Origin of the sequence: Pseudolabrys sp. (assembly GCF_050250095.1) — a bacterium.
In the GTDB taxonomy this organism is placed as follows: domain Bacteria; phylum Pseudomonadota; class Alphaproteobacteria; order Rhizobiales; family Xanthobacteraceae; genus Pseudolabrys.
The window spans coordinates 573,141-595,331 of record NZ_JBFWPH010000002.1 but is presented as its reverse complement, the minus strand read 5'-3'; the positions used below and the strand labels follow the sequence as shown (position 1 = coordinate 595,331).

At 65.1% G+C, this 22,191-nt stretch carries 23 protein-coding genes; 11 read left to right on the top strand and 12 right to left on the bottom strand.

From position 1 onward, the window contains the following. Nucleotides 1-135: 135 nt before the first annotated feature. Entirely contained in the window at nucleotides 136-1,008 is an 873-nt protein-coding gene (locus tag AB7F10_RS08075; RefSeq protein ID WP_428558795.1) for an NAD(P)-dependent oxidoreductase, read from the top strand. A 178-nt stretch (nucleotides 1,009-1,186) separates the two neighbouring features. Here the strand turns inward: AB7F10_RS08075 and AB7F10_RS08070 are convergent, their stop codons facing one another. Next, a complete protein-coding gene (locus AB7F10_RS08070; protein WP_428558797.1) occupies nucleotides 1,187-1,930 on the bottom strand; it encodes an MBL fold metallo-hydrolase in 744 nt (247 codons plus the stop codon). Between the two features lie 58 nt (nucleotides 1,931-1,988). Further along, nucleotides 1,989-2,594, bottom strand: a complete 606-nt coding sequence (locus AB7F10_RS08065) for a glutathione S-transferase (protein ID WP_428558799.1) — start codon at nucleotides 2,592-2,594, stop codon at nucleotides 1,989-1,991. A gap of 239 nt (nucleotides 2,595-2,833) precedes the next feature. Between AB7F10_RS08065 and AB7F10_RS08060 the strand changes: the two genes are divergently transcribed. The 3 genes from AB7F10_RS08060 (at nucleotide 2,834) to AB7F10_RS08050 (ending at nucleotide 5,394) form a co-directional block, all read left to right on the top strand. Beyond that, on the top strand, nucleotides 2,834-4,411 hold the full coding sequence (locus AB7F10_RS08060; RefSeq protein WP_428558801.1) for a sensor histidine kinase: 1,578 nt from the start codon (nucleotides 2,834-2,836) through the stop codon (nucleotides 4,409-4,411). Nucleotides 4,412-4,493: 82 nt separating this feature from the next. After that, complete coding sequence (locus AB7F10_RS08055) at nucleotides 4,494-4,688, top strand: DUF1289 domain-containing protein (RefSeq protein WP_428558803.1); 195 nt, start codon at nucleotides 4,494-4,496, stop codon at nucleotides 4,686-4,688. A 4-nt stretch (nucleotides 4,689-4,692) separates the two neighbouring features. Beyond that, the gene (locus AB7F10_RS08050; protein WP_428558805.1) at nucleotides 4,693-5,394 is read left to right on the top strand and encodes a TIGR02281 family clan AA aspartic protease; all 702 of its coding nucleotides are present in this window, start codon (nucleotides 4,693-4,695) and stop codon (nucleotides 5,392-5,394) included. 12 nt (nucleotides 5,395-5,406) lie between these two features. Here AB7F10_RS08050 and AB7F10_RS08045 read toward each other — a convergent pair whose 3' ends face one another. Continuing rightward, nucleotides 5,407-6,237, bottom strand: a complete 831-nt coding sequence (locus AB7F10_RS08045) for a sulfite exporter TauE/SafE family protein (RefSeq protein ID WP_428558808.1) — start codon at nucleotides 6,235-6,237, stop codon at nucleotides 5,407-5,409. 24 nt (nucleotides 6,238-6,261) lie between these two features. Beyond that, nucleotides 6,262-7,227 (bottom strand): tRNA dihydrouridine(20/20a) synthase DusA, encoded by a 966-nt coding sequence (gene dusA, locus AB7F10_RS08040; protein ID WP_428559997.1) that lies wholly within the window; start codon nucleotides 7,225-7,227, stop codon nucleotides 6,262-6,264. A 351-nt stretch (nucleotides 7,228-7,578) separates the two neighbouring features. On the opposite strand from dusA, the gene AB7F10_RS08035 reads away from it, so the two are divergent. After that, nucleotides 7,579-8,226: a TetR/AcrR family transcriptional regulator gene (locus AB7F10_RS08035; protein ID WP_428558811.1), complete on the top strand. Its 648-nt coding sequence runs from the start codon at nucleotides 7,579-7,581 to the stop codon at nucleotides 8,224-8,226. A gap of 10 nt (nucleotides 8,227-8,236) precedes the next feature. Here AB7F10_RS08035 and AB7F10_RS08030 read toward each other — a convergent pair whose 3' ends face one another. Then, the gene (locus tag AB7F10_RS08030) at nucleotides 8,237-9,859 is read right to left on the bottom strand and encodes an AMP-binding protein (protein ID WP_428558814.1); all 1,623 of its coding nucleotides are present in this window, start codon (nucleotides 9,857-9,859) and stop codon (nucleotides 8,237-8,239) included. A gap of 121 nt (nucleotides 9,860-9,980) precedes the next feature. Between AB7F10_RS08030 and AB7F10_RS08025 the strand changes: the two genes are divergently transcribed. Then, a complete protein-coding gene (locus AB7F10_RS08025; protein WP_428558816.1) occupies nucleotides 9,981-10,910 on the top strand; it encodes an NAD(P)H-dependent flavin oxidoreductase in 930 nt (309 codons plus the stop codon). A gap of 4 nt (nucleotides 10,911-10,914) precedes the next feature. Here AB7F10_RS08025 and hpaH read toward each other — a convergent pair whose 3' ends face one another. From hpaH to AB7F10_RS07990, 7 genes are all read right to left on the bottom strand, one after another. Then, nucleotides 10,915-11,727, bottom strand: coding sequence for a 2-oxo-hept-4-ene-1,7-dioate hydratase (gene hpaH, locus AB7F10_RS08020; protein WP_428558818.1), 813 nt, complete (start codon nucleotides 11,725-11,727; stop codon nucleotides 10,915-10,917). 17 nt (nucleotides 11,728-11,744) lie between these two features. Next, nucleotides 11,745-12,470: an ABC transporter ATP-binding protein gene (locus AB7F10_RS08015; protein ID WP_428558820.1), complete on the bottom strand. Its 726-nt coding sequence runs from the start codon at nucleotides 12,468-12,470 to the stop codon at nucleotides 11,745-11,747. Then, nucleotides 12,467-14,227 (bottom strand): ABC transporter permease subunit, encoded by a 1,761-nt coding sequence (locus AB7F10_RS08010; RefSeq protein ID WP_428558822.1) that lies wholly within the window; start codon nucleotides 14,225-14,227, stop codon nucleotides 12,467-12,469. Before AB7F10_RS08010 ends, AB7F10_RS08015 begins: the two co-directional genes overlap by 4 nt. After that, entirely contained in the window at nucleotides 14,224-15,267 is a 1,044-nt protein-coding gene (locus AB7F10_RS08005) for a branched-chain amino acid ABC transporter permease (protein WP_428587144.1), read from the bottom strand. The genes AB7F10_RS08010 and AB7F10_RS08005 overlap by 4 nt, the downstream gene beginning before the upstream one ends. 53 nt (nucleotides 15,268-15,320) lie before the next feature. Next, nucleotides 15,321-16,442, bottom strand: a complete 1,122-nt coding sequence (locus tag AB7F10_RS08000) for an ABC transporter substrate-binding protein (RefSeq protein ID WP_428558826.1) — start codon at nucleotides 16,440-16,442, stop codon at nucleotides 15,321-15,323. Between the two features lie 45 nt (nucleotides 16,443-16,487). Then, nucleotides 16,488-17,366 (bottom strand): alpha/beta fold hydrolase, encoded by an 879-nt coding sequence (locus AB7F10_RS07995; protein ID WP_428558828.1) that lies wholly within the window; start codon nucleotides 17,364-17,366, stop codon nucleotides 16,488-16,490. 156 nt (nucleotides 17,367-17,522) lie between these two features. Then, the gene (locus AB7F10_RS07990; RefSeq protein ID WP_428558830.1) at nucleotides 17,523-18,446 is read right to left on the bottom strand and encodes a hypothetical protein; all 924 of its coding nucleotides are present in this window, start codon (nucleotides 18,444-18,446) and stop codon (nucleotides 17,523-17,525) included. 134 nt (nucleotides 18,447-18,580) lie between these two features. On the opposite strand from AB7F10_RS07990, the gene AB7F10_RS07985 reads away from it, so the two are divergent. The 5 genes from AB7F10_RS07985 to AB7F10_RS07965 all read left to right on the top strand — a co-directional run bounded on the left by AB7F10_RS07985 (nucleotide 18,581) and on the right by AB7F10_RS07965 (nucleotide 22,170). Then, nucleotides 18,581-18,940, top strand: coding sequence for a non-heme iron oxygenase ferredoxin subunit (locus AB7F10_RS07985; protein WP_428558833.1), 360 nt, complete (start codon nucleotides 18,581-18,583; stop codon nucleotides 18,938-18,940). Nucleotides 18,941-19,030: 90 nt separating this feature from the next. After that, nucleotides 19,031-19,546 (top strand): 3-phenylpropionate/cinnamic acid dioxygenase subunit beta, encoded by a 516-nt coding sequence (locus tag AB7F10_RS07980; RefSeq protein ID WP_428558835.1) that lies wholly within the window; start codon nucleotides 19,031-19,033, stop codon nucleotides 19,544-19,546. A 10-nt stretch (nucleotides 19,547-19,556) separates the two neighbouring features. Beyond that, complete coding sequence (locus AB7F10_RS07975; protein ID WP_428558838.1) at nucleotides 19,557-20,351, top strand: SDR family NAD(P)-dependent oxidoreductase; 795 nt, start codon at nucleotides 19,557-19,559, stop codon at nucleotides 20,349-20,351. 31 nt (nucleotides 20,352-20,382) lie between these two features. Next, the gene (locus AB7F10_RS07970) at nucleotides 20,383-20,841 is read left to right on the top strand and encodes a PaaI family thioesterase (protein ID WP_428558840.1); all 459 of its coding nucleotides are present in this window, start codon (nucleotides 20,383-20,385) and stop codon (nucleotides 20,839-20,841) included. 15 nt (nucleotides 20,842-20,856) lie between these two features. Further along, on the top strand, nucleotides 20,857-22,170 hold the full coding sequence (locus tag AB7F10_RS07965) for an aromatic ring-hydroxylating oxygenase subunit alpha (protein ID WP_428558843.1): 1,314 nt from the start codon (nucleotides 20,857-20,859) through the stop codon (nucleotides 22,168-22,170). Nucleotides 22,171-22,191: the final 21 nt, after the last annotated feature.

Below are 22,191 nucleotides of genomic sequence, written 5' to 3'. Positions count from 1 at the left end.
GCTTTGCCACGACAACATAAGGACGATGACGGGCGGGTCAATGCAACGACAGTGCAGCCACGCCGGCCATTGCCGGACACGGCAAGGCGGGATAATGAGCGTCAGCCGCCGGTAAAAATGAACGGGAGGACGACAATGGCGAAAGTGGCGTTTCTGGGCCTCGGCGTGATGGGCTATCCGATGGCCGGGCACCTGAAAAACAAGGGCGGCCACGAGGTCACGGTCTACAACCGCACCGCCGCCAAGGCCGAGAAATGGGCCTCCCAATACGGCGGCAAGGCCGCCCCCACCCCGAAGGCCGCCGCGCAGGGGCAGGACTTCGTGATGTGCTGCGTCGGCAACGACGACGACCTGCGCGAAGTCACGCTCGGCAAGGACGGCGCCTTTCAGGCGATGGGCAAAGGCACCACCTTCGTCGACCACACCACCGCCTCGGCTGAAGTCGCGCGCGAATTGTCCGCCGCCGCCAAGGCCGGCGGTTTCATGTTCATCGACGCGCCGGTGTCCGGCGGCCAGGCCGGCGCCGAGAACGGCGTGCTCACCGTGATGTGCGGCGGCGATGAAGCGGTGTTCGCCAAGGCGAAGCCGGTGATCGACTCCTACGCCCGCGCCTGCAACCTGATGGGCCCGGCCGGCTCCGGCCAGCTCGCGAAGATGGTCAACCAGATCTGCATCGCCGGTCTGGTGCAGGGCCTGTCCGAAGGTCTGCACTTCGCCAAGAAAGCCGGGCTCGACATCGAGAAGCTGGTTGCGACGATTTCCAAGGGCGCCGCGCAGTCCTGGCAGATGGAAAACCGCTATAAGACGATGGCCGAGGACAAGTTCGATTTCGGTTTCGCGGTCGACTGGATGCGCAAGGACCTCGGCATCTGCCTCGGCGAAGCGCGCAAGAACGGCGCGAAATTACCGGTCACCGCATTGGTCGACCAATTCTATGCCGAAGTGCAGTCGATGGGCGGCAACCGCTGGGATACGTCGAGCCTGATCGCTCGGCTCGACCGCAAATAGACACCGTTTCTGTCATTCCGGGGCGCGCGCATCAAACGCGTTCACGCGCATTTTTGACGCGCTATCGCGCGAACCCGGAATCCAGAGCAATTCACCGCCTTCGTATTTCCGGATTCCGGATCGCCACCATCGCGCATTAGGCGCGCGATGGTGACGTCCGGAATGACAATCGTGAGTTTCAGAATTCGAGCGTCAGGCCGTCGGCGGCGACCAGCACGCCAGCGGCCTTTGCGTCTTCGGTCTTCGCCAGCATGGTCGGGTTCATGTGGGTGATCATGGTGCGCTTCGCGCCGAGATCGCCGAGACGATCCTTCAAAATCTCCCAGCTCATGTGGCCGCTGAGCTTGCCGGCATAGGCATAGCATTCGCAGATGAACAGGTCGGCGTCCCGCGCAATCGGCAGCAGCGCATCGGTCCATTCGGTGTCGCCGGAATAGGCGAAAGTCTTCTCGCCGTCCGACAGGCGCAGCGCGGTCGAGGGTGCGCCGGACTGATGGATGACCTCGGCGGTGACGAGTGTATGGCCCAGCACATCGGCCTTCACCCCGACGGCGATCTCCTCGACGCGCCAGTCGAAGCTCCATTTCGACGTGCTCGATTTCGGAAAGAACGCCTCCATCGCCGCGGTCAGCCGCCCCCGCGTCCCCGGCGGCCCGGCGATCAACAGCGGCTTGTCGCGCTTGCTGAGAAAGCGCGCGTCGAGCAGGAAAAACGGCAGGCCGCCGAAATGATCGCCGTGCAGATGCGACAGCACGACGCCGTCGATGTCGTTGAGTGGAACGCCCTGCCCCTTCAGCGCCGGCAAGGCCGAAGCGCCGCAGTCGATCAGCAGCGTCGCCTTCGCGGTTTCCAGAAAAAAGCAGGTGTTGGTGCGCCCACCCGAGCCGAAGGCGTTACCGGAGCCAATGACCTTCAACTTCATCACGATAATTCTTTTTTGCGCATGATCTTGTCCGAAAACCGGCACCCACTTTTCGGGATCATGCGCGTGCGCTCGGCCGTGCGGACACCGCCGCGTGCCAGCGCCGCACGTTCTGCAGTTCGTCCGGGACTGCGATCTTCGCGACTTTCAGAAAGTCGTACCCGACCATCGTGGTGATATCCGCCACCGTATAGCGGTCGCCGGCGATGAATTCGCGATCCGCCAGTTCGCGATCGACGATACGGAGGAAGTCGACCGCGCGCGGCTTGTTGGCCTCACCCCATTCCGGGATCTGCGGCACTTCCAGATCCTTCATCACCGGATGCAGGTGACGGAAGGCGTGAGCGACGATGAAGAGGAAATTGAGTTCCGCGCGCCGGTTCCACATTTCCACCATCGCGGCTTCGAGCGCGCCCTGCCCGAACAGCGGCGGCTCCGGCCGCAGCGCCTCGAAATAGCGGCAGATCGCGATCGACTCCGAAATGCAGGTGCCGTCGTCAAGCACCGGCACCCGCTGCAGCGGGTTTTTGGCGGTGAAGTCTGCCGTCTTGTGTTCTTGCGCCATGATGTCGACCTGCTCGGTCGGCACCGTGATGCCCTTCTCGGCGAGAAAAACCCGGGTCCGGCGCGGATTGGGCGCCTTTCCCCCGTCATAGAGCTTCATTCCCAGTCCTCCGACGGCCTCGTCTCGCGGCCGCGCCCGGCGCCAAGCCGACCATGCCGCCCGCGGACGGGTCAAGACGCCCGCGCGCTCGGCCAATGGCCGACGCCGTGCAATCCGGCGGCCACCAGCGGCCACACCGCTGCCATTCGTTAACCAGCGATTTTAGCCCCCGGTTAAGCTTGGCTTTAATGTTTTAGGCGAGTTTGGGGATCGGCCCCCGTGTGAGTATTGCGTCGCGTATGCCGGTTCCCAGCGAAAAATCCGATCTCGCCGTTCCCTCCGACCACTCCCCGGTGCGGCGCAGGCTGGCCGCGCAATATGTGCGCGATGCCCGCGACCGGCTGACCTCGACCACCGGAACGCGGCCGGTGTTCGATCTCGAGCTGTTGCGCAATTACGCGCAGAACCGGCTCTCCGCCTCGCTCGTGATCCTGCTGCTGGTTTGCACCGTCGGCTTCCTGTCGAGCCTGTGGACCGGCGCTGTGATGGCCGGCGCGTGGACCGCCTCGGTGCTGCTGATCCATGCGGTCATCATGCACAAGTGCCGGCAGTTCCTCGCGGAGACGCCGAACGAGCAGGACACGCGCAAATGGCGGATGCGCTTCGTCATTCTCGATCTGTTCCAGGGCCTCGCCTGGATGTTCGTGCTGATCAATCCGGTCGGCCTCGACGAAAGCTCCGGCACCTTCATGCTGTTCGTCATGCTGCTGGTCGTCGCTGTCGCCAGCATGACCTCGTCCAGCCTGCCGATGGCCGTGCTGGTCGCGACGATCCCGGTCACGTTCGCCGTCGCGCTCGACTTCCTGCTGCACGCCTCGCTGCGCAACTACATTCTTGCCGGCATGGCGGTGACCGCGCAGGGCTACTTCTCGCTGCTCGCCTACCGTCTCTACTCGACCACACTCGCGACGCTGATCGCGCGCGCCGAAAAAGATGCGCTGATCGGCGAGTTGGAGCAGGCGAAAGCGATTTCCGACGAGGCGCGCGGCCAGGCGGAGGCGGCGAACATCGCCAAGTCGCGCTTCCTCGCCCAGATGAGCCACGAGCTGCGCACGCCGCTTAACGCCATCCTCGGCTTCTCGGAGGTGATGAAATCGGAAGTGTTCGGTCCGCATGCGGTGCCGGCCTACAAGGAATATTCCTCCGACATTCATAATTCCGGCGTGCATCTGCTCGGCCTGATCAACGAAATCCTCGATCTGTCGCGCATCGAGGCCGGCCGTTACGAACTGAACGAAGGCTCGGTGTCGCTCACCGCCGTGGTCGAGGACTGCCACCACCTCCTGAAGCTGCGCGCCAGCAATCGCGGGATCGCCATTCACGACTCCTTTGAGCCCGATCTGCCGAATCTCTGGGCCGACGAGCGCGCGGTCCGTCAGGTCTGCTTGAACCTGCTGTCGAACGCCATCAAGTTCACGCCGCAGGGCGGCGAGATCTGGCTCAAGGTCGGCTGGACCGCCTCGGGCGGGCAATACATGACCTGCAAGGACTCCGGCGCCGGCATCCCGGAGGAAGAGATCCCGGTCGTGCTGTCGTCGTTCGGCCAGGGCTCCAACTCGATCAAGTCCGCCGAACAGGGCGCCGGCCTCGGCCTGCCGATCGCCAAGAGCCTGATCGAGATGCACGGCGGCACCTTTACGCTGCGCTCGAAGCTGCGCATCGGCACCGAGGTCATCTGCACCTTCCCGCCGGAGCGCGTGGTCGCGGCGATGGCGCCGGTCAACCAGGCGCCGCCGATCCAGCCGCATCAGGACGAGGCGGCCCGCGCCGAGCGCCACAATGTCCTGAAACGCCCGCTGTTCCGGGCCGGCACCTGACGCGACAATCGGCGCAAGCGGCTGCGTTTGCGTTCTTTGCGGCGCACCCTATCTTCGCTCCAGAATCACCATCCCCACGCCGATGACCACGATCGAAACGCCTTGCACCAAGATCTGCACGCTCGACGCCGGACGCAGCCAATGCATCGGCTGCGGCAGGACGGTCGACGAAATCGCCCGCTGGGGCAGCATGACCGCAGCCGAGCGCGCCGACGTGATGGCGAAACTGCCGGCGCGCCGTACAGGCCGCGAAGCGGCTGCGGCCGCCACGGAGTAATCCGGTGAGCCGCCGCCTCCTTTGGTTCCTCGTGCTGGGCGCGGCGTTGTCGCTGGTCATCGTCATTGCCGGCAGCGAGGCCGACCCCATCGCCCACCTGCTGCGGCGCGACTTCGATACGCTGCTGCTCAAGGTCGCGACGGCCGTGTTCGTCGGCGGTCTGCTGCTCGCGACCTACCGAGACAAACTTTCGCGCGCGATCGAGGCCCTGCTGTTCTGGGGCGTCGTCGCTCTCATGCTGGTGGTCGCCTATACCTATCGCGGCGAGTTGCGCGAGGCCGGTGACCGCATCCTTGCAGAGCTGATCCCGGGACGCGCCACCACGCATGGCCATGTCGTCGAGATCTTGCGCGGACAGGCCGGCGACTTTCCCGTTTCGACGCGCATCAACAAGGCCCGAATCGGAATGGTGCTCGATACGGGCGCAAGCTCCGTGGTGCTGACGCATGAAGCGGCAAAAGCCGCGGGACTGCCGCTCGAAGTGCTGAGCTATTCGGTCAATGTCGACACCGCGAATGGCCGCACTTCCGCCGCGCCTGTCGTCATCGACAGCATCGCGGTCGGCGGACTGACCGAACATTCGGTGCCGGCGCTGGTCGCCCGTCCCGGCCAACTCAAAAGCAATCTGCTCGGTATGACCTTTCTGAACCGGCTCGAAAGCTGGGAGGTCCGTGGCAACAAGCTGCTGTTGCGAGGCTATCCGTAGCGGGCGGTCACTCTAGAACAGCGTGACGAGAAAACGCAGCGATACAACCGCGAGAAAGAGACCGAAGGCGATCTCAAGTGTACGGCGCGGCATCCAATGCGCCAGCCGCACGCCGAAACTTGCGGTATAACTCGACACCGGCGCCATCAGCGCAACGCCGATCAACGAGACATAGCCGACCGAGAGCGGCGGAAGTTCGCCCATGTGCGGCCAGCCGGCGATGATGTAGCCGACGGTACCGGCAATGGTAATCGGCACGCCGACGCCTGCCGAGGTCGCGACCGCCTGCTGCATCGGTCGCCCATAAAGCGTAATCACCGCGTTGGAAATCGCGCCGCCGCTAACGCCGACCAGCGACGACACCAATCCGGTCAGGAATCCGAAAAAATTCAGCACGCCACGGCCGGGCAAATCTTGGCCGAGCGACCAGCGGTCGCCGCCCGCCAGCATGCGGATTGCGATGAACGCCGCAAAGATCGCAAAGGTGATCTTGAACACCGCAGACGGCGCGAACGCCGCAGCCAACGCACCCACCGCAACACCGATCAGCGACGGCACCCGCCAGATCCGCACCACGTCCTCGAGCACGGCGCCGCGCGCCTTATGCGCGAGATAAGAGCGGATGGTGGTCGGCACGATGATCGCGAGCGAGGTGCCGATGCAGGCCTGAAAGCGCAGATCGTCCGGCACGCCGAGGACGCGGAACACCTCGAACAGCACCGGAACGATGACGGCTCCGCCCCCGATGCCGAACACGCCCGAAAGCAGGCCGACCAGCGCGCCGCCGCAGACGATGAGCAGCACGAGCCAAGCGACCTCGCTCAGCGGCATTCCCAGCAACATTGGCGCTCCGGGGAAATCAAGGCGTCAGGCAGCGATGTGCGCCATATCGGCGTCGCTGTCCAGCACCATCGCCAGCGCATCGGCGAGAACCCGCGCATCGGCATTGGCCTTCACACCCTCGACGCTGAGGTGACGCCGGAACGCGCGCGCGCCCGGAACGGCGCGGAAAAGGCCGAGCATGTGACGCGTCATTGCGTGAAGTTTCATGCCCTCGGCAAGTTGCCGCTCAATGTAAGGAACGAATGCCAGAGCTGCGTCTTTCGCAGAGCGAAACGGCGCTTCGCCGCCGAACAAGACACGATCGACGGCAAGAAGCCGCCACGGCTCCTGATAGGCGGCACGTCCCATCATCACGCCGTCGACATGGGCGAGATGCTCGCGGGACTGTTCCAGACTGGTGATGCCGCCATTGATGATGATCTCGAAGTCCGGATGCGCGGCCTTGAGCCGATGCACCAGCGCGTAGTCGAGCGGCGGCACGTCGCGGTTCTCGCGCGGCGACAGTCCCTTCAGCCACGCCTTGCGCGCGTGAACGATCAGCGCGTCGGCGCCGGCCGCTTTCACCCGCTCGGCAAATGTAAAAAGCGACCGCTCGGGATCCTGATCGTCGACGCCGATCCGGCATTTCACGGTGACGGGAACGCCTACCGCCCGCCTCATCGCAGCAACGCCCTCGGCGACCAGCGCCGGCTCCAGCATGAGGCAGGCGCCGAAGCGCCCTTCCTGCACGCGGTCCGACGGACAGCCGACGTTGAGATTGATCTCGACGTAGCCGAAGCCCTCGCCGATCCGCGCGGCTTCGGCAAGCTCGCGCGGATCACAACCGCCGAGCTGAAGCGCGACCGGCTGCTCGAACGCATCGAAACCCAGAAGCCGCGCACGGTCGCCGTGCAGCACCGCGCCCGTCGTCAGCATTTCGGTATAGAGCAGCGTGCGCCGCGTCAGAAGCCGATGAAAGAACCGGCAGTGACGGTCGGTCCAGTCCATCATCGGCGCGACGGAAAAGCGCCGCCCGCCCGCCCGATCGATCTGGTGCAACGCTTCAGTCACTTGATCTCGCAACGTCCATTTGTGACGCCGGGCCGGACCGATTTCGGTTCCGCTTCGGCGACGTCATTGGCAAGTCGTCTACCCCGGTGACGGGACCGAAACAATGCCTGCGGCGAGCCGGCGCACCTGTCCCATCAAACGACACCAATTCCAATGTCGCTCGCGGACGGCTGCCGCTGTCATGACCACGCACAGGCAAATCGGCCGCCGCAATACGGAGGGGTATATAAATGACGCGGCGTATCCTATGGTCGCGCCGGGCGAGCGATCGCCACTGGAATCGGGGCTGACATGGCGAAAACTGCACGAAAGAAGCGGCTGACCAGACAGGACTGGATCGATGCCGCGATCGACCGGCTGATCAAGCACGGGGTCGACGCCGTCCGCATCGAGCCGCTCGCCGACAGCATCGCCGTCAGCCGCGGCAGCTTCTACTGGCACTTCAAGAGCCGCCGTGAGCTGCTGACCGCCATTCTGGAGACCTGGCGCCAGCACCAGACCCGCCGGATCGTCGAACGCATCCATCAGAACAAGTCGCTGGCTCCGCTCGAGCGGCTGGTCCGGCTGCGCATGCTGCCGCCACGGACACGAACCTCCAGCGAGGCGGCCGCCTTCGAATTGGCGGTGCGCGCCTGGGCGATGCGCGACAAACTCGCGCGCAAGGCGGTCGACCGGGTCGACGACGAGCGGCTCAAGTTCACCACCAGTCTGCTGCTCGACGCCGGCATGCCGAAGACCGAAGCCTCGCACTGGTCGCTGATGGGTTACGCCTACACGCTCGGCGAGTCGCTGCTGCGCGAAGTCCTGACCGACCAGCAGATCTACGAATGCCGGTCCCGCTTTCTGATGGCGCAGTCCCACCTGTTCGACAAGAAACTCGGCGCGACTGAGGGCGCGCTGCGTCAGCTGGTCCGCGCCGCGGAACCCCGCGAGCGGTAACCCGCCCCAGCTACGACAACTCGCGGCGCCTGATGTGGATGCCGTGAGCCTCGCGGTCCCATATCTCCGCCGCCAGTCCTTCCTCGCGAAGCTCGTGCTTTTTGATCTTTCCGGTCGGCGTCTTGGGCAGGCTCCCGAGCGTGCGCACGAACCGCGGCACCGCGAAATGCGGCAGCCGCTCGACTAGAAACGAGATGAGATCGGCCGGATCGATCTCGGTTCCGGCCGCCGCAGCGACGATCGCAAGAACCTCATCGTCGCCATGCCCGGACGGCACGCCGACCACCGCGACCTCCATGACACCCGGAAACGCGGCGATTTCCAGCTCTACCTCGATGGACGAAACGTTCTCGCCGCGGCGGCGGATCGCGTCCTTCAGGCGGTCGACGAAGTAGAAATTGCCGTCGGCGTCCTGCCGGAACGCATCGCCGGTGTGAAACCAGCCGTTACGCCACGCATGCGCGGTCGCCGCGTCGTCGTTCAGGTAGCCGGCATTCATGGTCCAGGGCAGATCGCTGCGCAGCGCAAGTTCGCCGATCTCGCCGGGCGCAACCTCATTGTCGGCCGCATCGACGACCCGGCATTCGATGCCGCTGCGCGGCCGGCCGCAGCTTCCGAACACCGTGGAGTTGACCGCCGAAATAATCGGCACCGACACTTCCGTCATGCTGTAGGCGGCGAAGTAATCGAAGCCCCTCGCCTTCGCAAAGGCCGCGGTGTCGGCGGTGATCGGCGACATCATCGCGAAATCGAACGGACACGCCTCGCCTTCCGGTGACGTCTTGGCGAGATAACTCGTCATCGAGCTGATAAGGCCGAGAATGCGGTTGCAGCCGGCATCCTTGATGTCCTGCCAGAAGGTACGGGCATGGAAGCTCTCGGCGAGGTGGAAGCAGGCTCCCTTGTTGAGCGTGGCGTAGACGCCCGACATGCCGACCGTGTGGAACAGCGGCGTGAAGATGTAGATGCGGTCGTTCGCCCGCAGATAGCCATGCGCCGCCTGCCCGGCGACCGCGAGCTGTGCGTAAGGCACCAGCACGCCTTTCGACAGGCCGGTCGTGCCCGAGGTATAGAGCACCGCCGCGATGTCGCCCGGTTCGAGATCCGGCAATTCGGCGGCCGGCGGGCCCTGCGTCAATTCTACCTCGGGCAGCAAGGCGACGTTCTTGCTCAGCGCGACATCCTTGCCGCCGCACACGACGACCTGGCGCAGACCCGAGATATCAAGCGACTCGAGCCGCGCGACCAGTTCGTGATGCACGATCAGCGTGGTGGCGCCGGAATTGCGGATGACGTGCTCGAGCATGCCGCCGCGCAACGCGACATTCATCGGCGTGTAGACCGCGCCGAGCGCATTGAGGCCGAACCATGCGCGCATCAGCGACGGACCGTTCGGCAGCCAGACCAGCACGATATCGCCCCTGGCAACGCCCAGCCGCTGAAGCCCGCCGGCGACCGTGCGCGAGATGTTCCACGCCTCGTCATAGGTCCACTGACTGCCGTCATCGAAGCGCACGCAGAGCGCGCCGGGCCGCTCGCGCGACCAGCGTTGCAGGATCGCCGGGACGACCGCGCCCTCCCGCGCGATCGGCCCCGGATCAAACCAGGCAGGATGATGTTGCTGTTCGATCATCGATCGGGACGATTGCGGTGCGCGGGTGGAAAAGCGGGTTGAGCCGGCTCATCTTAGAACTTGAGCGGTTCGAGGCAATACCATACAGTTATGTATGGATAAAGCCCGATCTGCCCCCGCCATGTCCGTATCCCGAACCATCGATGCACTGAAAGCACGCACCCGCATTCCGGTGATCGCGGCGCCGATGTTCCTGATTTCAGGCATCGAGCTGGTCTGCGCCGCCTGCAAGGCCGGTATCATAGGATGCTTTCCCGCCGCCAATGCCCGGACGATCGAGGCGCTCGACGAATGGTGCGCGACCATCGCGGAACGGTGCCGCGACACCGCGCCGTGGTCGATGAACATGATCACCAACCGCGCCTATGCGCGGTTCAGCGACGAACTCGCCATCGTCGCGCGGCACAAGCCGCCGCTGCTGATCACCGCACTCGGCTCGCCTGCGCCGGTGCTCGACACGGTGCACGGCTATGGCGGCCTCGTCTTTGCCGACGTGACGACGCCGACGCTGGCCCGCAAGGCGGTCGAGGCCGGCGCGGACGGCCTCGTGCTCGTTTGCGCGGGCGCCGGCGGGCATACCGGCTCCTACAGCCCCTTCGCTTTCATGGGCGCGGTGCGGGAGTTCTGGGACGGGCCGGTGGTGCTGTCCGGCGGCATCGCCAACGCGGCGAGCGTGCTCGCCGCGCAAGCGCTCGGGGCGGACTTCGCCTATATGGGCACCCGCTTCATCGCTTCGCAGGAAAGCCTCGGCGACGCGGCCCGCAAGGAGATGACAATCGCCGTCACGATGGAAGACATCGTGACCAGCGCCTGCGTGACCGGCGTACCGGCAAACTGGATGTGGCCGAGCCTTGAGGCCGCAGGCTTCAAGCGCGACGACCTCAAATCCGAGCGCAAGATGGATTTCACCACCACCGACAGCGCCAAGCCCTGGAAGAACATCTGGGGCGCCGGTCAGGCGGTCGGTGCTGTCCATGCCGTCGAGCCCGTCGCCGCGATCGTCGACCGTCTGGTGGCCGACTATGAGGCGCTCCGCGCGCGGCGCAGCTGACGCGTCACGCGGCTTTCGAGAAGCGGAATGCCACCGCGCCGAGCGGCCCGTAGTCGACATGAAAAACGTCGCCGGGCGCGGCGGACACGGGCCGGGTAAACGAGCCGGCCAGCACCACCTCTCCCGCTTCCAGCGTCACGCCATGCGGCGCGAGCTTGTTGGCAAGCCAGGCGATGCCGTTGCCCGGGTGGTTGAGGACGGCGGCCGCGACGCCGGACTCCTCGATCTCGGAGTTCTTGTAGCAAAGCGCCGAAACCCAGCAGAGATCGACCTCGCCGGGTTTGACCGGCCGGCCGCCGAGCACGATGCCCGCATTGGCGGCATTGTCGGCGATGGTGTCGAACACCTTGCGCGGCTTCTTCGTCGCCGGGTCGGCCCGATGAATTCGCGCATCGATGATTTCGATGGCCGGCACGACATAGTCGGTCGCCGCCAGCACGTCGGTCAGCGTGCAATCCGGCCCGCGCAGCGGTTTCCCCAGAATGAACGCAAGCTCCACCTCGACGCGCGGCTCGATGAAGCGCTCGAACGGGATTTCGGAACCCGCTGCGAAGAACATGTCGTCGAGCAGCACGCCGTAGTCCGGCTCATCGATCTGCGAGGATATCTGCATCGCCCGCGAGGTCAGCCCGATCTTGTGACCGCGCACGACGCGGCCCTCCGCGAGCTTCAGCGCTACCCAGGATTTCTGGATCGCATAGGCTTCGGCCATCGTGATGGACGGGAATTCGAGCGACAGATGGCCGATCTGACGGCGGCTGCGCTCCGCCGTGTGAAGGCGGCCGGCCGCCGTTTCGATATCCGCTGCGGTCAACATCGCGCCCTCTCCGCCATTCAATTCGCCTTGCGGCGGCCGAGATAGGTATCGATCACCTTCGGATTGCCGGCGAGTTCCTTCGCCGGTCCCTGCAGCGAAATGCTGCCGTTCTCCAGCACATAGGCGTAGTCCGACACTTCGAGCGCGGCGCGCGCGTTCTGCTCGACGACCAGCAGCGACACGCCGCCGTCGCGGAGATGCGAGATGATGCGGAAGATCTCGCGGACGATGAGCGGCGCAAGGCCGAGGCTCGGCTCGTCCAGCAGCAGGAGGCGCGGCCGCGCCATCAGCGCCCGGCCGAGCGCCAGCATCTGTCGCTCGCCGCCGGACAGCGTGCTCGCATGTTTGTCGAGTCGTTCGCGCAGGCGCGGGAAACGGTCGAACACCTCGGCCATCGTCTTCTTCGTATCGCGCTCGCCGCGCACCCAGCGGCTGAAATTGCCAAGCTCGAGATTGTCGGCGACCGACATGTCGCCGAACAGCTCGCGGCGTTCCGGCACGAGACACAGGCCGCGGGCGACCCGGTCCTCGACGCTCACGGTCGCAAGCGGCTCGCCGAAATACGAAATCGCGCCGGTCGAGGGCAGCAGGCCGGTCAGCGCAAGCAGCAGCGTGGTCTTGCCCGCGCCGTTCGGCCCGACCAGAGAGACGATCGAGCCCTCCTTCACCTCGATGCCGATGTCGCGCAGCACCACGGCCTTGCCGTAGCCGACGGTGAGATTGCGCGCTTCGAGGGCGTTCATTCGTTCACTCCGCCGAGATAGGCCTCGATGACGCGCGGATCGGCCTGCACGACCTCCGGGGTGCCCTCGGCGATCTTGACGCCGAAATCCATCACCACCACCCGGTCGGCGAGGTTCATGACGAAATCCATGTCGTGCTCGACGAGCAGCAGCGTCATGCCTTCGGCGCGCAGGTCGCTGCACAGCCGCGCGAGGATGACCTTCTCCTCATAGCGCAGGCCGGCCGCCGGCTCGTCGAGCAGCAGCAGGATCGGATCGCTGGCGAGCGCGCGGGCGATCTCGACGAGCCGCTGCTTGCCGAGCGGCAGGCTGTCGGCGGGCGTGTTGCTCTGGTCGGCCAGGCCGACGCGCTCGAGCTGCACCATCGCCTCGTGGAGCAGCCGGCGCTCCTCCTGACGGTCGAGCCGCAGCGCCGCGCGCACCAGACCGGACGAGCCGCGCGTATGCGCGCCGAGCGCGACGTTCTCCAGCACCGTCATGGTCGGCCGCAGCAGTGCATGCTGGAACGTGCGGGTGATGCCGCGGCGGAGCACGTCGCGCGAATGGAGATGGTCGATCTCCTCGCCGCAGAACGCGATGGCGCCGGAGGTCCGGCGCAACACGCCGGTGATGAGATTGAACATCGTCGTCTTGCCGGCGCCGTTCGGGCCGATCAGCGCGACGATCTCGCCGGCTTTGACCGAGAAAGAGATGTCGTTGACGGCGGCGAGGCCGCCGAAATTCTTGCGGGCCTTCTCGATCTTGAGAATCTCGGCGCCCGCCGCCGGCTGCCTGCGATGCGGCAGCCGCTCGGCCGCTTCCACGGTATGCCGGAAATACGCGCGATGGCCGAACAGCGCCAGCAGCGACGGCCCAAGGCCCTGCCGCGCGTAATGCAGCAGGCCGATGACGATGAGGCCGAAAATAATGACGTCGAATTGCCCCACCCGCCCGGTGATCGCCGGGATCAGCGTCTGCAGCCACTGCTTGCCGATGATGTAGAACCCGGTGCCGATGATCGCGCCGGGGATGCTGGTGACGCCGCCGATCACGGCCATGAAGAAGTATTCGATGCTGACCGTCAGGTTGAACGGGGTCGGGTTCACGAACCGCAGATAATGCGCGTAGAGCCAGCCGGACAAAGCGGCCAGCAGCGCCGCGTAGACGAAAATCGCCATGCCGACGCGCGTGGTATCGACGCCGAGCGCCTCCGCCATCGGCGTCGTGCGCCCGCCGGAGCGGACGGCGCGCCCGAAACGGGAATCGAGGATATTCGAGATCGACACCACGCCCAGGACGACGACCGCCCAGGTCAGATAGAAAAACGTCTCGTTGGTGTTCAGATCGATGCCGAAGATCGACAGCGGCGGAATGTTCGACAAGCCGTCATGCTGGCCGAGCGCCGGGATATTGGCGAAAATATAGTAGAAGCTGACGCCCCAGCCGAGCGTCCCGATCGGCAGGTAATGCCCCGTGAGCCGCAGCGTCATGACGCCGAGCAGCAGCGCGAGCACACCCGTCACCGCCAGCGCAATTGGCAGCGTCAGCCACGGCGACATCCCGTGCGCCAGCGTCAGATAGCCGGTGGTGTAAGCACCGACGCCGACAAAGGCGGCCTGGCCGAAGGACATCAGGCCGCCGGCGCCACCGAGCAGCACCAGACCGAGCACGACGATTGCGGACAGCGCCACGTAGTTCGCCAGCGTGACGTAGAACGCCGGCAGCAGCCACGGCGCGACCGCGAGGAGCAGCAGCGGAACGAGAGCCCAGACCCTCACAGCTCATGCCCTTCTTCGGTCGGCGCCGCACGGAACGACAGCCAGAGCAGCACGGGAATCAGGGCCGAGAACACGATTGCTTCGGTAAAGGCGCTCGCCCAGAACGCACCGAATCCTTCAAGGATGCCGACGCCGATCGAGCCGATGATCGCCATCGGATAGCTCAGCATCGCGCCGCAGATCGCGCCGAGCACCGCCTTGAGGCCGATCAGCAGGCCGGAGTCGTAGTAGATCGTCGTCGAACTGACGATCAGCACGCCCGAAACGCCGCCGATGAATGCGGTCAGCAGGAAGGCGAGCTTGCCGGCGAGATCCGGCTTGATGCCGACGATGCGGGCTCCGACGCGGTTGATCGCGGTGGCACGCAACGCCTTGCCCGGCGTGGTGAACTCGAAGAACGCATAGAGCGCCGTGGTGAACACCGCGAGCGTCGCGATGATCAGGACGACCTGTCCCTTGACGTGGAGCATGCCGACGTCGAAGCCCGCATCGATCATCGGCTCGACGCGGAAGCCCTCGGCCCCGAAAAACAGCAGACCGAAGCCCTGCAGGATGAAATGCAGCGCGATGGCGATCACGAACAACAGGCGAACCGACGCGTTGGACACCGGCTGGAAGGCGATCCGGTACACCAGCGGGCCGAGCACGGTGACGATGGCGACGGACACCGCCGCCTGCACGATCGCCGGCGCCTTGAGCGGCGCCAGCCAGATGGAGACGGCTATCAGCACGAAGGGAACGGCGAGGTAAAGCCCGAGGATCGCCGGGATGCGCCTGAAGTTGCGGACCGAGACGGCATTGAAAAGCTCCACGCCGGTCGCCGCCACCGCGAAGATCCCAAGCAGCCAGACGATCTGGGGAACCGCGCCGATCTGGAAGCTGGCGAAGGTCAGCGCAGCGAATGTGACGAACTCGCCCTGCGCCACGAACAGGATGCGCGTGGTGGTGAAGACGAGAACCATTGTGACGGCCAAAAGCGCGTAAATCGCGCCGTTCGCGATCCCGTCTTCCAGAAGCACGAGAAAGATATTCAGGTCCATCGCATCCACCATGAAACGCCGCCCCGGAGGTCCGGGGCGGCGCACAGTCCAGTCTAGCGGATCGGATGGAAGTTGTTGTCCTTGATGACAACAAGAACCCGCGCGCGATCGTCGAGGCCGTTGTGGTTCGTCTTGGTCATCTTGTAGACCGCGCCGACACCGACAACTTCCTTGCCGCTCTCGATGGCCTCGCGCAGCGCCACGCGGAATTCCTCGGTCCCCGGCTTGCCCTTGGCGAGCGCCGCCGGCAGCGCGGCCTTGACGATCTCGAAGCCGTCCCAGGCATAGGCCGCGAAGGCATTGGCCGAGTCGGCGCCGTGCTTGGCGTCATACGCCTTGATCATCTCCACCGCACCCTTCTTGATCGGGTTGCTGTCGGGCAGTTCCTTGGCGACCGAGAACGGGCCCGCCGTCGCGATCGCGCCCTCGAGCGACTTGCCGCCGACGCGCAGGAACGGACGGTTGATGACGCCATGCAGGAAATAGCTCTGGCCCTTGTAGCCGCGCGACTTCAGCTCGATCTGCGGCAGCGCCGCCGGCGTGCCGGACGCGCTAATGAAGACCGCATCGGGCTTGGCCTGCATCACGCGCAGCACCTGCGCCGTCACGCTGGTATCGTTGCGCGCATAGCGCTCGTTGGTCACGACCTCGATGCCCGCGGGCTTGGCGAATTTCAGAAAGGCCGCGTAATTATGGTCGCCGAGACTGTCGGCGAAACCGAGATAGGCGGCCTTCTTCACCTTGTGCGCCTTCATGTGCGCGACGAGGCCTTCGACCATCAGATCAGCGGTCTGCGGCAGCGAGAAGACGAAATCCTTGGCCGGGATCGGCGCCATCGCGATCTGCGGTGTCTTGGTCTGGTTGGCGACCTCGCCGATAGCGAGCGAATTCGGGATGGTGGTCGAGCCGAGAATGACGTCGGCCTTGTATTCCTCGACGAGCTGGCGCGCGTTGCGCACCGCGCGGCCCGGATCGCCGCCGTCGTCCAGAATGACGTAACGCACCGGCGTATTGCCGATCATCTTCGGCATCAGCTCGATGGCATTCTTCTCCGGAATACCCAGCGACGCCGCCGCGCCGGTCGCGGTCACGGTCGCACCGATCGTCAGTTCCTGAGCAAAGGCCGGACCCGCCAGAACGGCGGCGGCCAATGCCGCACCAAGCATCTTTTTCATGTCAATCCTCCCAGTCGTGTTTGCAGTCGCTTGCGAATGGTTTCGTCAGCTTTCCCGCAGGAATGCGAGGCTGATCTTGTTGAATTCGTCGGGCTTCTCGAACTGCCCCCAATGCTTCACCTGTTTCATCTCCACGGTTCGCGCGCCCGGCACCAGTTCGCGAATGCGCATCGCCGTGTTGTAGAATTCCTCGCGGTCGTCGGGCGCCGCGATCGCCAGCACCCTCGCCTTGATTTTCCGCCAGTCATCGTCGGGGATCAGATTGCGGGGCCGGATCTCGGGGTCCTGCAGGCAGAGAATGTGCTCCATCGCCCGCTTCATCTCCGGCTGGCGATAGGTCGCCTGCCGGATCGCCACCAGGTCGTCGATGCGGTTTTTCTCGTCGTAGATCAAGCTGCTGAAGAGCGACTTGATCGTCGCCCAGGACGGATCGTCGACCGCCTTGGTGCGCGCGCCGCGAATAGAGCCCATCGTCTGCGCGTTCGCGAGCATTCCCGACGACGCCACCAGCACGAGCTTCTCGGCAAGCTCCGGATGGTCGGCCGCCAGCCGCGACGCCACCCATGCGCCGAGCGACACGCCGATGAAGGAGGCCCGCTTCAAGCCGACGGCTTTCATGAAAGCGCGGACGTGATCGACGTAAACCGGAATTTCGTAATCCTTGTCGGGCTTGTCGGAAAAGCCGCTGCCGACCATGTCGATCGCGTAGCAATTAAAATGCTGCGCATGAACGCCGAGATTGGCGGCGAAGCATTCCCACGTCCCGGCGGTGCCATGCAGCATGACGACGGCGGGGCGGTCCGGCGAGCCGGCCTGGGCAAACCGCGTGCGGATGCCGCCGGCGTCCACCCAGTCCTGCCGGAACGGCGTCGTCATCAGGTGGGTCCAGATGCTCCGGTACTCACCGCCGTCGGTCATCGCCATCCCTCATCCGGCGCCATCCCCCACCGCCCCCGGCGGTTTGCTTACATACAGTACTGTATTGTTTGTGTACACTTCTGTATGGTTTTTCGTCGCAGCACGTCTTTCGTTCGGTTGCCTCGTCCGGCGGGCGGTTATCGGATCAATCGGCGCGCGCCGCTACCGGCTCGCAATGCAGCCCATGCCGGTCACCCAGCGCGGGACCGGCTCATAGGACATCGTTCGCACCGGGCCGCCCCAGGCGCCGATCGCCGCAAGCCACGCCCGCACCTCGTGCGAGCCGTTACCGGCGGCCTCCTCCATTTTCTGTGGATCGAGCGCGAGCACCGATTTCAGATCGCCCGCTTCGAGCGCCGCGAGGAACCAGCGGTCCCATTCGGCGTTGACGCGCCCCTGCACGTCTTCCGTCTTGCGCGCCTCGAGGCTCGCGTCGCGCATGGCGCTGTATTCGACGACACGCTCGCGCCCGTTGATGACGTAGTCGCGCATCTCCTCGGGCGTCTGCGGATCGTCCTCCGAGACCGGGCGCACCCAGTGCGACAGACCGCCGGAGCCGAGCACCATCACGCGCTTTGCCTTGTCGGATGCGCGGATCGCCTTCCCGACAGCCTGGCCGAATTCATGGCAGCGGCGCAGCGGCGGCCGCGGCGCGCCGCCGGCGTTCACCATCACCGCGACGACCGGCGTGTCCCGCCCCTGATCGAGCGCCGCGTAAGGCTGGCTGATGCCGTGGTCGACACCCATGTTGAGCGAGAAGGCCGGATCGAAACCCTGCTCGATGACCGAGGCGTAAATCTCGCGGCCGAGCGTCTCGGCCGTAGGGATCGTGCCTTTCGGGCTCTTGTAGTCGCCGAATCCGGTGATCTTTTCCACGCCGATGCAGAACGGCGGCAGCACGTCATAGAAGAAATTGCGGAAATGATCGGGGCCGAAGATCACGAAGGCGTCAGGTTTTTTTTCGGCCACCAGCTCGCGCGCCGCCTTGACGCCGCGCACGAACTCCGCGCCCGCGCCCTCAACGTCGAACGACAAGTCCCAGAACGGCGAATGCGATAAGGCAACGAGTCCGACGATATCGGCCATGTCTTTCTCCCGCGCTCCCCATTTCTATACACATGTGTATGGAAAAAACAACTCCAGTAAAGCCCGAAAGGCATTGACTTATGGGGGTCATTCCCCCTATTCCATACAGTTGTGTATTGTTGTGGATCGCGGCGATGGACCAGAGCTTAACACGGCTGATCGAAACCGACGCGGTGCCGGCAGGCGAAGGACGCCGCGTCCGCATCGACGGACTGGAGCCGATCGCGGTCTTCAACGTCGAGGGGCAATTCTACGTCACCCAGGATACCTGCTCGCATGCCAGCGCCTCGCTGGTGCGCGGCTGGGTCGAGGGCTTCCAGATTTGCTGCCCCGTTCATGACGGACGCTTCGACATGCGCACCGGCGCCGCGCTGTGTTTTCCGGCGACGGACCCGATCAAGACCTTCCCTGCGAGCGTACAGGATGGCGCGGTCTGGGCCGACCTGTCGCAGGCGCGCCCGCGGACCCGGCCGCCGCTGCGCTCGCAGAGCTGATCACAACTCATAGACCCACGATGGGGTGCTGCTATGGCTGTCAATCTCGGTGAAACCCCCGCCCACGTTAAGCCGAAACTAAGCGGCCCGATGACCCTGCCGCCGCGCGACCTCGTCTATGAGGTCGAGCAGTTTCTTTACCGCGAGGTGCGGCTGCTCGAAGACGAGCGCTACGAGGAATGGCTCGGCACCATGACCGAAGACATCCAGTACTGGATGCCCGGCGTGCAGACGCGGTTTCGCAAGGACAAGGCGCCGCGCTACTCGCATACGCGCATGGCGCTGTTCGACGACGACCTGTTCAACCTGCGCCGCCGCGTCACGCGCGCGCTGCACGAAACCGCCTGGGCGGAGGATCCGCCGACCCGCACCTGCTACATGGTGTCGAACGTGCAGGTCGATCCGATCGAGCGCACCGACGAGTATACGGTGCACTCCGTCGTCATGGTCGTGCGCGGCCGCAACGAGGACGAGGAAGACTGGTTCATCGCCCGGCGCAAGGACCGGCTGCGGCGCATCGGCGAAGGTCATCTGCGGCTGTCGCGCCGCGAGATCTACGTGACGCAGTCGGTCATCCTGTCCAAGAACTTCAACATCTTCGTGTAAGGACGCGCGCGTGGGATGGCTCGAGGGATATGTCGCGGCGGTGACGGGCGGTGCGAGCGGCATCGGCCTTGCCGTCGCACGCCGCTATCTGCGCGAAGGCGCCGGCGGCGTTGCGATCCTCGACCGTGATATCGGCGGCCTCTCCTCCCTGGCGGCGGAGTTCCCCGGCCGCCTCATCGCGGTCGCCGGAGACGTTCGCGACGCGGCCGCGCATACCGAACTCGTTACCAGGGCGATCACAAGCTACGGCAAGCTCGACGTGCTGGTCGGCAATGCCGGCATCTTCGATTTTCGCCGGCCGCTCGAAAGCTACGATCCCGAGACGCTCGGCGCCGCGTTCGACGAGATCTTCGCCGTCAATCTCAAGGGCTACATGCTGGCCGCGATGGCGGCGCGCGAGGCTCTCGCGAAAAGCAACGGCAGCATGATCTTCACCGCGTCCGTTGCGAGCCTCTATGCCGGCGGCGGCGGTATTCTCTACAGCACCGTGAAGCACGGCGTGATCGGCTTGATCCGGGAACTGGCCCGCGAACTCGCCCCCGCGGTGCGCGTCAACGGCGTCGGCCCCGGCGGGACGCTGACCAATCTGCGCGGCTCGGAGGCGCTCGGCCAGGCGGAGCGTTCGCTCGCCGACAAGGCCGCCGAGGTCGAGGCACGCATCGCGGCCGCGGTGCCGCTCGGCTTCGCCCAGCGTCCCGAAGATCACACCGGACTTTATGTGCTGCTGGCGAGCCGCGACAACAGCCGCGCCGTCACCGGCGAAGTCTTCATGAGCGACGGCGGCGTTCGTGTGCGGCCACTTTAGTCAAATCGGGATTAGCGGCGGGAATATCGAAATGAGCGATCTTGCGGGTTTTTCAGTGTTCGGCGAGCCGGGCGGCTTCGTCCACCGGAACGGGCCGCTTTACATCCGGAGCGATGGCGACAGGCCTGTGCTGAAAATGCTGCTCGGCCCCGAGCACGTCAACCGCCTCGACATCGCGAGCGGCGGGCTGCTGATGACGGTTCTCGACATCACGCTCGGCACCACCGTCAGCGCGGTGGTCGGCTATGAGGGCATCTGCCCGACCGTGCAGATCAACTGCAATCTCGTGTCCAGCGCGCGCAAGGGCGACTGGCTCTACGGCGAGGCCGAGGTGACGCAGGAAACGCGCTCCCTCGCCTTCGCGACCGGACGGCTGCGCGTCGGCAACCGCACCATCGCCACCGCCAGCGGCGTCTTCAAGATTCCCTCGTCCGTGCGCGAGGCGCAGGAGAAATCCGGCGGACGCGCCAAAACTTCACGTCAATCGTAGCGGAGGACATTCGCCATGACGACGACACCCCATGCGGCCAGCAAGTCGTTGAGCAACGCCACATACGACGTCAAGGAACTCGAAACCCTCGTCGACGTCGAGAACGGACTGATCGACCGCCGCATCTTCTGGGACGACGCGATCTACCGGCTCGAGCTGGAAAAGATCTTCGCGCGCTGCTGGCTGTTCGTCGCCCACGAATCCCAGATCGCGCAGCCGGGCGATTTCCTCACCACCTATATGGGACAGGACGCCGTGATCGTCTGCCGCGGCCGCGACAACAAGGTCGGCGTGTTCCTCAATTCGTGCCCGCATCGCGGCAACCGCGTCTGTTTCGCCGAAGCCGGCAATGCGCGGCGCTTTACCTGCAATTATCACGGCTGGTCGTTCGGCAATGACGGCCGCCTGCTCGGCATGCCGGCGGAAGAGCTTTACGAGGACACCTGCCCGAGCTTCGCATCGCAGAACATCGGCCTGCATCCGGCCCGCGTCGGAACCTACAAGGGGCTGGTCTTTGCGACCTTCGACGAGCAGGCGCCGTCGCTCGAGGATTATCTCGGCGATTTCCGCTGGTATCTCGACATCGTGCTCGACAACGAGGACGGCGGCACCGAATTCCTCGACGGCAATATCCGCTCGCGCATCCAGTGCAACTGGAAGTTCCCGGCCGAGAACTTCATCGGCGACTCCTACCATGCCGCCTGGACGCATAATTCCGGCGCCTACGGCATGCTTGGGCAGTCGGTCGGCAAAATCAATCAGGAGAACTCCTTTCACGCCAACGTCAACGGGCACGGCTGGCAGTTCGGCCTCGACATGGTCGGCAACGCGATGGCGCTCGGCGAGCAGGATATCGTGGACTATCTGCGGTCGCGCGAGGCCGAAGTCGCCGAACGTCTCGGCAAGCTGCGCTCGCGCATGGTCGGCTCCGTCGCCTCCGTGACGACCTTCCCCAACCTGTCGTTCCTGCCGGGCCACAGCACCTTCCGCACCTGGGTGCCCAAAGGACCGCACACGACCGAGATCAACACCTGGATTCTGGTCAACAAGTCGCTGAGCTACGAGCTGAAGGAAAAATACCGCAAGGGCGTGATGCGCACCTTCTCGCCCTCCGGCGTGTTCGAGATGGACGACGGCGAGAACTGGGAGCACGCCACGCAGATCAATGTCGGCGTCGTCACCCGCCGCCAGAAGCTGCATTACGGCCTCGGCCTCAACAGCAAGACCGAGCATCCCGAACTCAAGGGCGAAATCCACCTGCGCAAATACAACGACGCCAACCAGCGGGCGTTCTATCGCCGCTGGCTGGAGCTGATGACGGCGCCGTAACGCACGCGGACCGGAGGCGTC

Excerpts from the sequence above, each read along its gene's own strand:
- AB7F10_RS08075 (WP_428558795.1), top strand. The coding sequence starts at position 136 with ATGGCGAAAGTGGCGTTTCTGGGCCTCGGCGTGATGGGCTATCCGATG.
- AB7F10_RS08070 (WP_428558797.1), bottom strand. The coding sequence starts at position 1,930 with ATGAAGTTGAAGGTCATTGGCTCCGGTAACGCCTTCGGCTCGGGTGGG.
- AB7F10_RS08065 (WP_428558799.1), bottom strand. The coding sequence starts at position 2,594 with ATGAAGCTCTATGACGGGGGAAAGGCGCCCAATCCGCGCCGGACCCGG.
- AB7F10_RS08060 (WP_428558801.1), top strand. The coding sequence starts at position 2,834 with ATGCCGGTTCCCAGCGAAAAATCCGATCTCGCCGTTCCCTCCGACCAC.
- AB7F10_RS08055 (WP_428558803.1), top strand. The coding sequence starts at position 4,494 with ATGACCACGATCGAAACGCCTTGCACCAAGATCTGCACGCTCGACGCC.
- AB7F10_RS08045 (WP_428558808.1), bottom strand. The coding sequence starts at position 6,237 with ATGTTGCTGGGAATGCCGCTGAGCGAGGTCGCTTGGCTCGTGCTGCTC.
- dusA (WP_428559997.1), bottom strand. The coding sequence starts at position 7,227 with ATGATGGACTGGACCGACCGTCACTGCCGGTTCTTTCATCGGCTTCTG.
- AB7F10_RS08035 (WP_428558811.1), top strand. The coding sequence starts at position 7,579 with ATGGCGAAAACTGCACGAAAGAAGCGGCTGACCAGACAGGACTGGATC.
- AB7F10_RS08030 (WP_428558814.1), bottom strand. The coding sequence starts at position 9,859 with ATGATCGAACAGCAACATCATCCTGCCTGGTTTGATCCGGGGCCGATC.
- AB7F10_RS08025 (WP_428558816.1), top strand. The coding sequence starts at position 9,981 with ATGTCCGTATCCCGAACCATCGATGCACTGAAAGCACGCACCCGCATT.
- hpaH (WP_428558818.1), bottom strand. The coding sequence starts at position 11,727 with ATGTTGACCGCAGCGGATATCGAAACGGCGGCCGGCCGCCTTCACACG.
- AB7F10_RS08015 (WP_428558820.1), bottom strand. The coding sequence starts at position 12,470 with ATGAACGCCCTCGAAGCGCGCAATCTCACCGTCGGCTACGGCAAGGCC.
- AB7F10_RS08005 (WP_428587144.1), bottom strand. The coding sequence starts at position 15,267 with ATGGACCTGAATATCTTTCTCGTGCTTCTGGAAGACGGGATCGCGAAC.
- AB7F10_RS08000 (WP_428558826.1), bottom strand. The coding sequence starts at position 16,442 with ATGAAAAAGATGCTTGGTGCGGCATTGGCCGCCGCCGTTCTGGCGGGT.
- AB7F10_RS07995 (WP_428558828.1), bottom strand. The coding sequence starts at position 17,366 with ATGGCGATGACCGACGGCGGTGAGTACCGGAGCATCTGGACCCACCTG.
- AB7F10_RS07990 (WP_428558830.1), bottom strand. The coding sequence starts at position 18,446 with ATGGCCGATATCGTCGGACTCGTTGCCTTATCGCATTCGCCGTTCTGG.
- AB7F10_RS07985 (WP_428558833.1), top strand. The coding sequence starts at position 18,581 with ATGGACCAGAGCTTAACACGGCTGATCGAAACCGACGCGGTGCCGGCA.
- AB7F10_RS07980 (WP_428558835.1), top strand. The coding sequence starts at position 19,031 with ATGACCCTGCCGCCGCGCGACCTCGTCTATGAGGTCGAGCAGTTTCTT.
- AB7F10_RS07970 (WP_428558840.1), top strand. The coding sequence starts at position 20,383 with ATGAGCGATCTTGCGGGTTTTTCAGTGTTCGGCGAGCCGGGCGGCTTC.
- AB7F10_RS07965 (WP_428558843.1), top strand. The coding sequence starts at position 20,857 with ATGACGACGACACCCCATGCGGCCAGCAAGTCGTTGAGCAACGCCACA.